This window comes from Bacillus sp. K2I17 (genome assembly GCF_002209985.1).
GTDB lineage: Bacteria > Bacillota > Bacilli > Bacillales > Bacillaceae_G > Bacillus_A > Bacillus_A wiedmannii.
Genome location: NZ_NJGF01000046.1, coordinates 1 through 12909, shown reverse-complemented (window position 1 = coordinate 12909; position 12909 = coordinate 1). Strand labels below are relative to the sequence as shown.

Below are 12909 nucleotides of genomic sequence, written 5' to 3'. Positions count from 1 at the left end.
GAAGAAGGAGTTTAGAAATAAATTTTGAAGTTTAATAAGGACGTAAAAGAAAAACTTTTATTTCATGTTACAATAAACGTAATTGTTACTAGAATAAGATAGAAAGGTTGAAAGTAGGTGACATCATGGGAAAAATCATTGCTATTGCCAATCAGAAAGGTGGCGTTGGAAAAACAACAACATCTGTTAATTTAGGGGCTGGATTGGCACAAGTAGGTAAAAAAGTCCTTCTTGTAGATATTGACGCTCAAGGAAATGCAACGACTGGTGTGGGAATTGAAAAATCCGAATTAGATCAATGTATTTACAATGTTCTTGTGGAAGATGCAGATGTTCAAGGGGTTATACGTAAAACCGCAACTGAAAACTTAGATGTTCTACCCGCTACAATTCAATTGGCAGGTGCTGAAATTGAATTGGTACCGACTATTTCCCGGGAAGTACGTTTACAAAGGGCATTACAGCCAGTTCGTGATGAATATGACTATATTATTATCGACTGTCCCCCGTCCTTAGGGTTATTAACGATTAATGCATTAACCGCAGCAGATTCTGTTATTATTCCTGTTCAATGCGAATATTACGCACTAGAAGGATTAAGTCAGCTATTAAATACAGTTCGACTTGTGCAAAAGCACTTAAATAAAAATCTAGCAATTCAAGGTGTATTGTTAACGATGTTGGATGCCCGTACGAATTTAGGGATTCAGGTTATAGATGAAGTGAAAAAATACTTTAGGGATAAAGTATACCGTTCGATTATTCCTCGTAATGTTCGTTTAAGTGAAGCACCAAGTCATGGGAAACCAATTATGCAGTATGACGCTAAATCAAGAGGGGCAGAAGTATATATAGATTTAGCAGAGGAAGTGATTGCAGGTGGCTAAAGGATTAGGAAGAGGAATTAATGTGTTTTTTCCTGATTTAGATGTGAAAGAAGAAGAGGCAATTCAGGAGATTGTGATAACTGAATTAAGACCGAATCCATATCAACCACGTAAACACTTTAATAAAGAGGCAATTCAAGAATTATCGGCCTCTATTAAAGAGCACGGCATATTGCAACCGTTAATTGCTAGGAAGAGTATTAAAGGATATGAAATTGTTGCAGGTGAAAGAAGATATCGTGCTGCCAAAGAGGCAGGGCTCGAAAAGGTACCTGCTGTTGTAAGACAATTAAATGAGCAGCAAATGATGGAGTTTGCATTGCTTGAAAACTTACAACGAGAAGATTTAAACCCAATGGAAGAAGCAATGGCATATCAAATGTTAATGAATGAGCTAAATGTAACGCAAGAACAATTAGCAAAACGTCTTGGTAAGAGCAGACCTTACATTGCAAATTATACGCGGTTATTAAGCCTCCCTTCTTTTGTGCAAGATATGATTGCAAATGGTCAACTTTCAATGGCCCATGGGAGAACTTTGCTTACTATAAAAGATGAAGAACAATTGAAATCTTTATTAAAACGAATCGAAAAAGAAGGATTAAACGTTCGTCAATTAGAGAAAATTGTTCAGGAGATTAATCAACGCGTTTCACGTGAAACAAAACAAGTGAAAAAAGAGAGAAACATATTTTTCGTAGAACGCGAAACGTTCTTAAGAGAAAAGTTTGGCACAGATGTGAAAATTAAAGAAACGAAAAAAGAAAAAGGTAAAATCGAAATTGAATTTTTTAATAAAGAAGATTTAAATCGTATTTTAGAATTATTAGCGCAGAAAAACTAAAAAGCAAACCATCTTATTATTTATAGATGGTTTGCTTTTTTTAATACAGATAATTTTTGGTCTGTTTCTTTTATACTTTGTGCAATTACATCAGCCATTTTCATGACTAAACTTAATCTTGTATTTTGCAGGACGAAAAACTCCATAAAACCATTTAGATTTACGATGCCATGAATATGTAAATCACCAACTGCAGGTAATTTTTTATTCATCGCAGCTCCAGGTTTACTAGGCCCCATTCCGGTAGTGATGGAACCGATGTTTTGAGACTTTCCTAAACAGGCATCAACCGCAATTATAAATGAAGTAGGATTATCTCTCTGTATATTCTGAATTCTTTCTTCTAAATTTAGCGCATGCACTGGCTCATCTAGTGTGCCGAACACTTGGAAGTTTTTAATTCCTGCTTGTTCTAGTTTCGTACCGACTAACGGACCGAGTGCATCGCCTGTAGAACGATCTGTTCCGATACAAACGAGAATAATCGGTATATTCGTTTTAATAGGGATATGGGAAAGTAAGAAGTTACTAATTGTCTCGGAGGCTTCTACGTCTTGGTGCATAACATTTTGAGTTTCTTTTTCGAAAAAGGGTAAGCGAAAACTTCCAATATTCATGAAGCATCCATCCTTTTAATAAATTTTCAAAATATGTTATATGGTGAGTAAAATGGAAAACTATAAGTGCGTACTTCCTGTAAAACTTGAGTGAAAACGGAAATAATAGTACTAGTATATATATATTCGTTCCATTTTATACCTGCATGGAAGTTAACAAATGCAATTAAAGTCATAAAAATTTTTCAGAAATCAGGGTGACTTCTGATACAATAAGAAGGATGATTAAAAAGAAATTTTAGCTGGAGAGGTAGAGGTACATGGATTTAGCGTTGAAATGGTTTGAGTCCATTGATTGGACGAATATAGGTGTGAAATCACTAAAAATAGTCGTTATTTTAATACTTGGTGCAATTATTGTGCGAGTTGCGCGTGCAATTGTACGAAATGCGTTTCGTATGGGAAGCCGTTCGCCAATCCAAATTTCAGAACGTCGTACAGTTACAGTAGCGAAGTTACTTGAAAATATTGTGGCATACGTTGTTATGTTCATTATGTTAATTGCGATTTTGGGTGTGTTTAATATTAATGCATCTGGTTTATTAGCGGGTGCCGGGGTAATTGGTTTAGCAGTCGGATTTGGTGCTCAAAGTTTAGTAAAAGATGTTATTACGGGGTTATTTATTTTGCTAGAAGATCAATTTTCAGTAGGTGACTATGTAAAAATTGGTCAGTTTGAAGGTGTCGTTCTAGAAATTGGACTTCGTACAACAAAAGTAAAGAGTTGGACAGGCGAAATTCATACTTTACCAAATGGAAGTATTATTCAAGTTACGAACTATTCAGTTAGTAATAGTGTAGCATTTGTTGATGTATCTATTTCGTATGAGGCTGACATAGCGAAAGCGGAGCAAGTCATTGAAGAGTTATTAGAAGAATTACCTGCACAGTATACGCAAATGGTAGCAAAGCCTCAGTTATTAGGTGTGCAAACATTGGCTGCGTCAGAAGTTATATTACGTGTTATTGCGGAAGTAGAGCCGATGCAACATGCGGTTGTTGCGAGAGCACTTCGTAAAGAAATTAAAAATCGTCTAGATTTACATGGGATTGAAATTCCATATCCACGTATGGTTTTATATAATCGTGAAGAATTGGTGAGTGGAAAAGCAATTTAGTATGGAGAGGGGTTTGGAGAATGGAGCAAAAGCAGTATAACTTGTACGATGTTGTGGAAATGAAGAAAGCCCACCCATGTGGTGAGAATCGCTGGAAAATTATTCGTATGGGAATGGATATCCGCATTAAGTGCGAGGGATGTGACCATTCAGTAATGATTCCTCGAAGAGAATTTGATCGTAAGGTGAAAAAAATACTTGTGAAGCACGAAGAATAGAGAGAAAGTAACAGTTGCAATGGGTAGCTGTTACTTTTTTTCGTTTGGAGGAAACTTGTCATTTTTTTCGTTACTATCTATAATGATGAAAGATTGAGACATAGGAGTGAAAAATATGGGATTAACGGCTGGGATTGTTGGATTACCTAACGTAGGGAAGTCAACTTTATTTAATGCAATTACACAAGCAGGAGCAGAATCTGCAAACTATCCATTCTGTACAATTGATCCAAACGTAGGGATTGTAGAAGTACCAGATGAGCGTTTAAATAAGTTAACGGAATTAGTAGAACCGAAAAAAACTGTTCCGACTGTATTTGAGTTTACTGATATTGCAGGTATCGTAAAAGGTGCTAGTAAAGGTGAAGGTTTAGGAAATAAATTCTTATCTCACATTCGCCAAGTAGATGCAATTTGCCAAGTTGTTCGTTGTTTTGAAGACGAAAATATTACACACGTTTCAGGGAAAGTAGATCCAATCGATGATATTGAAACAATCAACTTAGAGCTAATCTTAGCGGATTTAGAATCTGTTGATAAACGTATCGAGCGTGTTGCGAAGTTAGCAAGACAAAAAGATAAAGAAGCAGTATATGAGCATGAAATTTTAGTTCGTTTAAAAGAAGCTTTTGAAGAGGGAAAACCAGCTCGTAGTGTTGAATTTACAGAAGAACAAATGAAGATTGTTAAAGGCCTTCATTTACTTACAACGAAAGAAATGTTATACGTAGCAAACGTAAGTGAAGATGATATTATGGATCCTTCTGAAAATAAATATGTACAAATGGTAAAAGAATTTGCTGCAAATGAAAATGCTCAAGTAATCGTTGTATGTGCAAAAATCGAAGAAGAAATCGCTGAGCTAGACGAGGAAGAGAAAAAAGTATTCCTTGAAGAACTAGGCATTGAAGAATCTGGTTTAGATCAATTAATTCGTGCTGCATATGATTTATTAGGACTTGCTACTTACTTCACAGCTGGTGTGCAAGAAGTACGTGCATGGACGTTTAAACAAGGTATGAAAGCACCACAATGTGCTGGCGTAATTCATACAGACTTTGAGCGTGGATTTATTCGTGCGGAAACAGTTTCTTACGAAGACTTAATGACAAACGGTTCTATGACAGCTGCAAAAGAAGCTGGTAAAGTTCGTTTAGAAGGAAAAGAGTATATCGTAAAAGATGGAGACGTTATGCACTTCCGCTTCAACGTTTAATTTAATATTTCCTAGGAAAAATAAAGATATGAGCTTGGCAAATATATTATGTGTTTGCCAAGTTTTTTATGCATGGGTGAGTTGATTCATCTAACTTACTATGATATAATCTAAACTCGTGAGTAATTACTATAAATTAATTGCTCCTTGCCCATTATGGGCCGTTTAGACCAAAAGGAGGTGAAAGTGTAATGAGAAAGTACGAAATTATGTACATCATTCGTCCTGGCGTTGAAGAAGAAGCTCAAAAAGCTTTAGTTGAACGTTTCGCAGGTGTTTTAACAAACAATGGTGCAGAAATCATTAACACGAAAGAGTGGGGTAAGCGTCGTTTAGCTTACGAAATCAACGACTTACGTGAAGGTTTCTACATGATCTTAAACGTGAACTCTAACGCAGAAGCGATTAACGAATTCGACCGTTTAGCTAAGATCAACGAAGACATCCTTCGTCATATCGTTGTTAAAGAAGAAGAAAAATAATTGATATATAAGGGAGAGTGGTTCGATTGATGAATCGTGTTATCCTCGTTGGTCGTTTAACTAAGGACCCTGACTTACGTTACACGCCCAATGGTGTTGCAGTAGCTACTTTTACGTTAGCTGTGAATCGCGCATTTGCGAATCAACAAGGTGAGCGTGAAGCTGACTTTATTAATTGTGTAATATGGCGTAAACAAGCAGAAAACGTAGCAAATTATTTGAAAAAAGGTAGCTTAGCAGGCGTAGATGGACGTCTTCAAACTCGTAATTACGATGGACAAGATGGTAAACGTGTATATGTAACAGAAGTTCTTGCGGAAAGCGTACAATTTTTAGAGCCGCGTAATGGCGGTGGGGAGCAACGTGGTTCATTTAATCAGCAACCATCAGGAGCTGGTTTCGGTAACCAAAGCTCTAACCCATTTGGTCAATCTAGTAATTCAGGTAACCAAGGTAACCAAGGGAACTCTGGATTTACGAAGAATGACGATCCATTTTCAAATGTAGGTCAACCGATCGACATTTCCGACGACGATTTACCGTTCTAATACAGTAAATTAGTTAGTTTTAACAAAGAATGGAGGGAATAGACATGGCAGGACGCAAAGGTGGACGTGCGAAACGTCGTAAGGTGTGTTTCTTCACATCTAACGGCATCACTCGCATTGACTATAAAGATGTTGATTTATTAAAACGTTTCGTTTCTGAGCGTGGTAAAATTTTACCTCGTCGTGTAACAGGAACAAGCGCAAAATACCAACGCAAACTTACAGTTGCAATTAAACGTGCTCGTCAAATGGCACTTTTACCATATGTTGGTGAATAATAGCGTATGAAATGCACAGTAGAGTCCGACTCTACTGTGCATTTTGCTATGCTTTTCTTTTTTTTGAAAGAGAGGTTAGATGATGAAGAATACGAAATTTATTACTGAGGGTGCAGCGTTGCTAGCGATATATGCAATGTTATTGCTTATATCTATGTATGTTCCAATTTTAGGTACAGTTGTAACGTTTGCGTTGCCATTGCCGTTTATATTGCTAACGATAAGATATAGATTATCTAACGCCTTTGTAATTTTTACGGCGGCACTTTTTATTACTGTTATTGTCAGTCAACCGATGAACCTAGTAAAGACAACTATGTTTGGATTGATAGGTATCGTTTTAGGATATATGTATAAAAAACAAAAAAAACCGGTAGAAATTTTGATGGCGGGGACGCTTGCGTACTTAATTGGTATTATGCTCATTTATGTTGCAAGTATAAAGTTTTTTAACATAGATTTAATGAAGCAAATGCAAAATATGCTTAATGAAAGTATGGCGCAAAGTGAAAAGATAGTCACTGCTGCTGGTATGCCTATTAGTAAGGAGCAAAAAGAATTATTTGCACAATTTAATGATGTGTTACAAACGTTTTTCCCAAGTTTGCTTGTAATGGTCTCGGTATGTTTTTCTTGGATTACAGTTATGATATCAGGTAGTGTTTTGAGAAAACTAAAGCATGACGTTATACCTTGGCCTAAATTTAAAGATATACAATTACCAAAGAGTATTGTTTGGTATTACGTTATATTTATTTTGCTATCAACTTTTATAAAAGTAGAACCGACATCATATTTACATATGGTATTTTCTAACCTATATGTCATATTTGCCTTACTACTAGTACTACAAGGTCTGACATTTATCGCTTTTCTAGCGCATAGCAAAGGTTTTACGAAAGGGGTTCCTATTATTAGTTTTATTGTCTGCATGTTTATACCGATGTTGTTTCCTCTTGTGACAATCTTAGGTATAATTGATTTAGGGATTTCATTGCGTTCTAAAATAGGAGGATAAAGTAATATTCCTTATACTATTTTAATCTGTTTAACTAACTGAAAGGTGAGTTAGTTTTACTTTATAGGAGTTGTATACATGCCTGAATTTTATAAGAAACAGTGGTTTTTATATCCTGTTTATGTATTGGCATTTTTCGTGTTTGTGCTCATTGCCATCCTCTGTTATTTTCATTTAATTATGGGGATATCCACCTTTTTTATTTTTTGCATTGTACTTTTTGTTGTTATACGCTTTGAACTGACCTTTCAAAGGAATTTCGAAAAGTATACGACAGATATGATTACAAGAGTAAAGAAAGTGAGTAATGAAGCATTTAACCAAATGCCGATTGGTATTTTGTTATACAATAAGGATTATGGGATTGATTGGGCGAATCCTTATTTATCTTCATGTCTAGGACAGCATGCGTTAGCTGGATGGCACCTTTATGATGTATCAGAAACGTTGCTTCTTTTTATTAAGGGAGAAACTTCCGACGATATAGTCTCTTTAAATAACCGAAAGTTTCGCGTTTTTGTAAGGAAAGAAGAAAAGTTAATTTATTTCTTTGATGTAACGGAACAAACAGAGATTGAAAAGATGTACGAGGATCAACGAACTGTTTTGGCTGTTATTTATTTAGATAATTATGATGAAGTTACACAGGGGTTAGATGATCAATTACGTACGAATATCACAAGTCTTGTAACATCACGACTAAATGAATGGGCCGTTAAGTATGGGGCATATTTAAAACGTGCATCTTCAGAAAGATTCTTCGTTGTACTAAATGAGAGTATTTTAGCGCAGATGGAGAAAGGGAAATTTAGCATTTTAGATCAGGTGCGTGAAGAAACATCCAAAAGGAATATACCACTCACCTTAAGTGTAGGTGTTGGATCAGGTGATTTACCTTTATCAGAGCTTGGGGCAATGGCTCAGTCCGGTTTAGACCTTGCGCTTGGCCGTGGTGGAGATCAAGTAGCTATTAAACAAGCGACAGGTAAAGTTAAGTTTTATGGTGGTAAGACGAATCCAGTTGAAAAACGTACTCGTGTACGTGCCAGAGTTATTTCGCATGCATTAAAGGATTTAGTATTAGAAAGTAGTAATGTCATTATAATGGGGCATAGGGCTCCTGATATGGACGCAATTGGTGCTGCGATTGGTATTTTAAAGGTAGCGCAATTAAATGAGCGCAAAGGATATATTGTGTTAGATGAAAATGATTCTGATAAGGGAATTAAGCGTTTAATGGATAAAGTGAAACAAAACGAAGAGTTATGGTCTCACTTTATTACCCCAGGACAAGCGATGGAATTTGCAAATGATGATTCATTACTTGTTGTTGTTGATACGCATAAACCTTCAATGGTGATGGAAGAAAAGCTGTTACATAAAATTGAAAATGTAGTTGTTATTGACCATCATCGCCGGGGAGAAGATTTTATTGAAGATCCATTGCTTGTTTACATGGAGCCATACGCTTCTTCCACGGCAGAACTTGTTACAGAATTACTTGAGTACCAACCGAAAAATTTAAAAATGACAATGTTAGAAGCAACGGCATTGTTAGCAGGTATTATTGTTGATACGAAAAGCTTTACATTCCGGACGGGTGCTCGTACGTTTGATGCCGCTTCTTATTTACGCTCACATGGTGCAGATACTGTACTTGTACAAGAGCTTTTAAAAGAAGATATGGATCAGTATTTACGGGTTGCAAAAGCTATTAAAAATGCGTACATTTATACAAATGGAATTGCGATTGCAAAAGTTGATAGTGATGATTACTACGATCAAGTGCTTATTGCGCAATCAGCGGATACATTATTAACAATGACAGGAATTATTGCGTCATTTGTTATTGCAAAACGTGGCGAGAATTTCATTGGAATTAGCGGCAGGTCTTTAGGTGAAGTGAACGTGCAGCTAATTATGGAAAATTTAGGCGGTGGTGGGCATTTAACGAATGCAGCCACACAAATGAAAAATGTTACAGTAGATGAAGCTGAGGAGAAGCTTCGATTTGTTATTGATGACTATTTACAGGGAGGCACACAATCATGAAAGTAATTTTTCTAAAAGACGTAAAAGGTAAAGGGAAAAAAGGAGAAATAAAAAACGTACCAGATGGCTATGCAAATAACTTCTTACTAAAACAAGGATTAGCTGCTGAAGCGACAAATAGCAGTATGAAAACTTTAGAAGCTCAAAAGCGAAAAGAAGAAAAAGATGCAGCAGCAGAGGTTGAAAATGCAAAAGAGTTGAAAGAAACGTTAGAGAAACTAACTGTAGAAGTAAAGGCGAAATCTGGAGAAGGTGGCCGTCTATTCGGTTCAATCACAAGTAAACAAATCGTAGATGCAATGCAAAAATCACATAAAATTAAACTTGATAAACGTAAATTTGAAATGGATGATGCAATTCGTGCATTAGGCTATACAAACGTTACTGTGAAGTTGCATCCGCAAGTAACAGCAACAGTAAAAGTTCATGTTAGTGAACAATAAAAATAAGTTAAGCAAGGAGGATTGCGTATGAGTGATGTAATGGCTGATCGTACCCCTCCGCATAATATAGAGGCTGAGCAGGCGGTTTTAGGGGCCATATTAATTGATCAAGATGCGTTAACGTCAGCATCGGAATTATTGGTACCTGACTCATTTTATCGAACGAAACATCAAAAGATTTTTGAAGTCATGCTTGGGTTATCTGATAAAGGAGAGCCGATTGACTTAGTAATAATGACGTCAGCAATGGCTGATCAAGGATTATTAGAAGAAGTTGGTGGGGTTTCTTACTTAGCAGAATTAGCAGAAGTTGTTCCAACCGCTGCTAACGTAGAATATTATGCACGAATCATCGCTGAAAAGGCGCTATTACGTCGTTTGATTCGAACAGCGACTCATATCGTGTCTGATGGGTATGAGAGAGAAGATGACGTGGATGGTCTTTTAAATGAGGCTGAGAAAAAAATATTAGAAGTATCTCACCAAACGAATGCAAAAGCATTCCAAAACATTAAAGATGTTCTTGTAGATGCTTACGATAAAATAGAACTTTTGCATAATCAAAAAGGTGAAGTTACTGGGATACCAACTGGATTTACAGAATTAGATAAGATGACCGCAGGTTTCCAGCGAAATGATTTAATCATCGTAGCGGCACGTCCATCAGTAGGGAAAACCGCATTTTCATTAAATATCGCACAAAACGTAGCGACGAAAACTGATGAAAATGTAGCGATTTTTAGTTTAGAGATGGGCTCTGATCAGCTTGTTATGCGTATGCTTTGTGCAGAAGGAAATATTGATGCGCAAAGACTGCGTACCGGTTCATTAACTTCTGATGATTGGGCAAAATTAACAATGGCGATGGGGAGCCTTTCTAATGCTGGTATCTATATTGATGATACACCAGGGATTAAAGTAAATGAGATTCGAGCGAAATGCCGTAGATTAAAGCAAGAACAAGGTCTAGGGATGGTTTTAATTGACTATTTACAGCTTATTCAAGGAAGCGGGAAATCAGGAGAAAACCGTCAGCAGGAAGTATCTGAGATTTCTCGTACATTAAAAGGGATTGCGCGTGAATTACAAGTGCCTGTTATTGCCTTGTCACAGTTATCTCGTGGTGTAGAATCTCGTCAAGATAAACGTCCGATGATGTCTGACATTCGTGAATCAGGAAGTATCGAGCAGGATGCTGATATTGTAGCCTTCTTATATCGTGAAGATTACTATGACCGAGAAACGGAAAATAAAAATACGATTGAAATTATTATTGCAAAGCAGCGTAACGGTCCCGTAGGCTCAGTAGAGCTCGCATTCGTTAAAGAGTTCAATAAGTTCGTTAACTTAGAACGTCGCTTCGAGGATGGACATGCGCCGCCTGCATAAAGATAGTATAAAAAAGAAATGCATTTCTTATAATAAGATGTGTTTCTTTTTTTTTATAGGAAAGATAAGGCTTTCATAGTGTGAAAATATAATTCTTACGAACGAAAATGTTTTTTAATAAAAAAATGTTCGCTTTTTGGTTGACTTCTTTTTCGGTTTTGGTACAATTATATTGTTTGAATAGATCGTTTGAAAATCGCGGAGGTGCTTTAATAATGTCTTCAGTAGTAGTTGTAGGAACACAATGGGGCGACGAAGGAAAAGGTAAAATCACTGATTTTCTTTCTGAGCATGCGGAAGTAGTTGCAAGATATCAAGGTGGAAATAACGCGGGACATACAATTGTTTTCGGCGGAGTTAAATATAAATTACACTTAATTCCATCTGGTATTTTCTATAAAGAGAAAATTTGTGTAATCGGAAATGGCTTAGTAGTAGATCCGAAAGCATTACTTGAAGAGTTAAAATACTTACACGATCGTGGTGTAAGTACTGATAATTTACGTGTGAGTAACCGTGCGCACGTTATTTTACCTTATCACTTAAAACAAGATGAATTAGAAGAAGCAAGTAAAGGTGATAACAAAATCGGTACAACGAAAAAAGGTATCGGTCCTGCATATATGGATAAAGCTGCTCGTATTGGTATTCGTATGGCTGATCTTTTAGACCGTGAAGCATTTAAAGAAAAGCTTGAGCGCAATTTAGTAGAAAAAAATCGTTTATTTGAAAAAATGTACGATACAGAAGGTTTCAGTGTAGAAGAAATCTTCGAAGAGTACTTCGAGTACGGACAACAAATCGCGCAATATGTATGTGATACGTCTGTTGTATTAAATGATGCACTAGATAACAATCACCGTGTATTATTTGAAGGTGCACAAGGTGTTATGCTTGATATCGACCACGGTACGTACCCGTTCGTTACATCTTCTAACCCGATTGCTGGTGGTGTAACAGTTGGAACTGGAGTTGGTCCTGCGAAAGTTACTCGCGTTGTAGGTGTGTGTAAAGCATATACAAGCCGCGTAGGTGATGGTCCGTTCCCTACGGAGCTTCATGATGAAATTGGTCATCAAATTCGTGAAGTTGGTCGTGAGTACGGAACGACAACTGGTCGTCCACGCCGCGTAGGTTGGTTCGATAGCGTTGTTGTAAGACATGCGCGTCGTGTTAGTGGTTTAACAGATTTATCATTAAATTCTATCGACGTTCTAACAGGTATTCCGACTCTTAAAATTTGCGTTGCTTACAAATACAATGGCGAAGTTATCGATGAAGTTCCAGCAAACTTAAACATTTTAGCGAAATGTGAGCCTGTATACGAAGAACTTTCAGGTTGGACAGAAGATATTACTGGTGTAAAATCATTAGACGAGCTTCCTGAAAATGCACGAAAATACGTAGAACGTGTTTCTGAGTTAACAGGAATTCAATTATCTATGTTCTCAGTTGGACCAGATCGTAACCAAACAAATATCGTTCGTAACGTATACGAAGCTTAATTGATATTTTTGAGAAAAAACTCATGTCCGCATGAGTTTTTTCTTATCTTTTATAAAAAAATAAAAAAAGTATTGCAAAAAACAAAGGAAACATGTTATGATACATCTTGTCGTCACGAAAATATGACGTTGGTGAGTATGAGCCATTAGCTCAGTTGGTAGAGCATCTGACTTTTAATCAGAGGGTCGAAGGTTCGAATCCTTCATGGCTCACCATTTTATTTTTCGTGGCCCGTTGGTCAAGTGGTTAAGACACCGCCCTTTCACGGCGGTAACACGGGTTCGAATCCCGTA

Annotated in this window: 14 protein-coding genes and 2 tRNA genes; 15 read left to right on the top strand and 1 reads right to left on the bottom strand. The window is 36.7% G+C overall.

The window, feature by feature from the left end; genetic code table 11:
- Window positions 1–125 precede the first annotated feature (125 nt).
- Complete coding sequence (gene soj / locus CER22_RS27505) at window positions 126–887, top strand: sporulation initiation inhibitor protein Soj (RefSeq protein WP_000516117.1); 762 nt, start codon at window positions 126–128, stop codon at window positions 885–887.
- Window positions 880–1731, top strand: a complete 852-nt coding sequence (gene spo0J, locus CER22_RS27500) for a stage 0 sporulation protein Spo0J (protein WP_001051814.1) — start codon at window positions 880–882, stop codon at window positions 1729–1731. The genes soj and spo0J overlap by 8 nt, the downstream gene beginning before the upstream one ends.
- A 20-nt stretch (window positions 1732–1751) precedes the next feature.
- Here the strand turns inward: spo0J and yyaC are convergent, their stop codons facing one another.
- Window positions 1752–2348, bottom strand: a complete 597-nt coding sequence (gene yyaC, locus CER22_RS27495; RefSeq protein ID WP_088610124.1) for a spore protease YyaC — start codon at window positions 2346–2348, stop codon at window positions 1752–1754.
- Between the two features lie 260 nt (window positions 2349–2608).
- On the opposite strand from yyaC, the gene CER22_RS27490 reads away from it, so the two are divergent.
- From CER22_RS27490 to CER22_RS33295, 13 genes are all read left to right on the top strand, one after another.
- On the top strand, window positions 2609–3466 hold the full coding sequence (locus tag CER22_RS27490; protein WP_000362298.1) for a mechanosensitive ion channel family protein: 858 nt from the start codon (window positions 2609–2611) through the stop codon (window positions 3464–3466).
- Between the two features lie 20 nt (window positions 3467–3486).
- The gene (locus CER22_RS27485; RefSeq protein ID WP_000436051.1) at window positions 3487–3684 is read left to right on the top strand and encodes a DUF951 domain-containing protein; all 198 of its coding nucleotides are present in this window, start codon (window positions 3487–3489) and stop codon (window positions 3682–3684) included.
- A 115-nt stretch (window positions 3685–3799) separates the two neighbouring features.
- Window positions 3800–4900: a redox-regulated ATPase YchF gene (gene ychF / locus CER22_RS27480; protein ID WP_088610123.1), complete on the top strand. Its 1101-nt coding sequence runs from the start codon at window positions 3800–3802 to the stop codon at window positions 4898–4900.
- 191 nt (window positions 4901–5091) lie between these two features.
- On the top strand, window positions 5092–5382 hold the full coding sequence (gene rpsF, locus CER22_RS27475) for a 30S ribosomal protein S6 (protein WP_001233781.1): 291 nt from the start codon (window positions 5092–5094) through the stop codon (window positions 5380–5382).
- A 26-nt stretch (window positions 5383–5408) separates the two neighbouring features.
- On the top strand, window positions 5409–5930 hold the full coding sequence (gene ssb / locus CER22_RS27470; protein ID WP_000981963.1) for a single-stranded DNA-binding protein: 522 nt from the start codon (window positions 5409–5411) through the stop codon (window positions 5928–5930).
- A 44-nt stretch (window positions 5931–5974) separates the two neighbouring features.
- Window positions 5975–6208, top strand: coding sequence for a 30S ribosomal protein S18 (rpsR, locus tag CER22_RS27465; RefSeq protein WP_000918874.1), 234 nt, complete (start codon window positions 5975–5977; stop codon window positions 6206–6208).
- Window positions 6209–6290: 82 nt separating this feature from the next.
- On the top strand, window positions 6291–7226 hold the full coding sequence (locus CER22_RS27460; protein ID WP_141542728.1) for a YybS family protein: 936 nt from the start codon (window positions 6291–6293) through the stop codon (window positions 7224–7226).
- Between the two features lie 78 nt (window positions 7227–7304).
- On the top strand, window positions 7305–9278 hold the full coding sequence (locus CER22_RS27455; RefSeq protein ID WP_001113891.1) for a DHH family phosphoesterase: 1974 nt from the start codon (window positions 7305–7307) through the stop codon (window positions 9276–9278).
- Entirely contained in the window at window positions 9275–9721 is a 447-nt protein-coding gene (gene rplI, locus CER22_RS27450; RefSeq protein ID WP_000864225.1) for a 50S ribosomal protein L9, read from the top strand. Before CER22_RS27455 ends, rplI begins: the two co-directional genes overlap by 4 nt.
- Before the next feature lie 27 nt (window positions 9722–9748).
- Window positions 9749–11110: a replicative DNA helicase gene (gene dnaB, locus CER22_RS27445; protein WP_001286242.1), complete on the top strand. Its 1362-nt coding sequence runs from the start codon at window positions 9749–9751 to the stop codon at window positions 11108–11110.
- Window positions 11111–11325: 215 nt separating this feature from the next.
- A complete protein-coding gene (locus CER22_RS27440; protein WP_044740892.1) occupies window positions 11326–12615 on the top strand; it encodes an adenylosuccinate synthase in 1290 nt (429 codons plus the stop codon).
- A 140-nt stretch (window positions 12616–12755) separates the two neighbouring features.
- Window positions 12756–12831, top strand: a tRNA-Lys gene (locus CER22_RS27435).
- A 21-nt stretch (window positions 12832–12852) separates the two neighbouring features.
- A tRNA-Glu gene (locus CER22_RS33295) sits at window positions 12853–12909 on the top strand.

Coding starts and splice junctions, on each gene's coding strand:
- soj (WP_000516117.1), top strand. CDS start 126: ATGGGAAAAATCATTGCTATTGCCAATCAGAAAGGTGGCGTTGGAAAA.
- yyaC (WP_088610124.1), bottom strand. CDS start 2,348: ATGAATATTGGAAGTTTTCGCTTACCCTTTTTCGAAAAAGAAACTCAA.
- rplI (WP_000864225.1), top strand. CDS start 9,275: ATGAAAGTAATTTTTCTAAAAGACGTAAAAGGTAAAGGGAAAAAAGGA.
- dnaB (WP_001286242.1), top strand. CDS start 9,749: ATGAGTGATGTAATGGCTGATCGTACCCCTCCGCATAATATAGAGGCT.
- CER22_RS27485 (WP_000436051.1), top strand. CDS start 3,487: ATGGAGCAAAAGCAGTATAACTTGTACGATGTTGTGGAAATGAAGAAA.
- ychF (WP_088610123.1), top strand. CDS start 3,800: ATGGGATTAACGGCTGGGATTGTTGGATTACCTAACGTAGGGAAGTCA.
- CER22_RS27440 (WP_044740892.1), top strand. CDS start 11,326: ATGTCTTCAGTAGTAGTTGTAGGAACACAATGGGGCGACGAAGGAAAA.
- CER22_RS27490 (WP_000362298.1), top strand. CDS start 2,609: ATGGATTTAGCGTTGAAATGGTTTGAGTCCATTGATTGGACGAATATA.
- rpsF (WP_001233781.1), top strand. CDS start 5,092: ATGAGAAAGTACGAAATTATGTACATCATTCGTCCTGGCGTTGAAGAA.
- rpsR (WP_000918874.1), top strand. CDS start 5,975: ATGGCAGGACGCAAAGGTGGACGTGCGAAACGTCGTAAGGTGTGTTTC.
- CER22_RS27455 (WP_001113891.1), top strand. CDS start 7,305: ATGCCTGAATTTTATAAGAAACAGTGGTTTTTATATCCTGTTTATGTA.
- CER22_RS27460 (WP_141542728.1), top strand. CDS start 6,291: ATGAAGAATACGAAATTTATTACTGAGGGTGCAGCGTTGCTAGCGATA.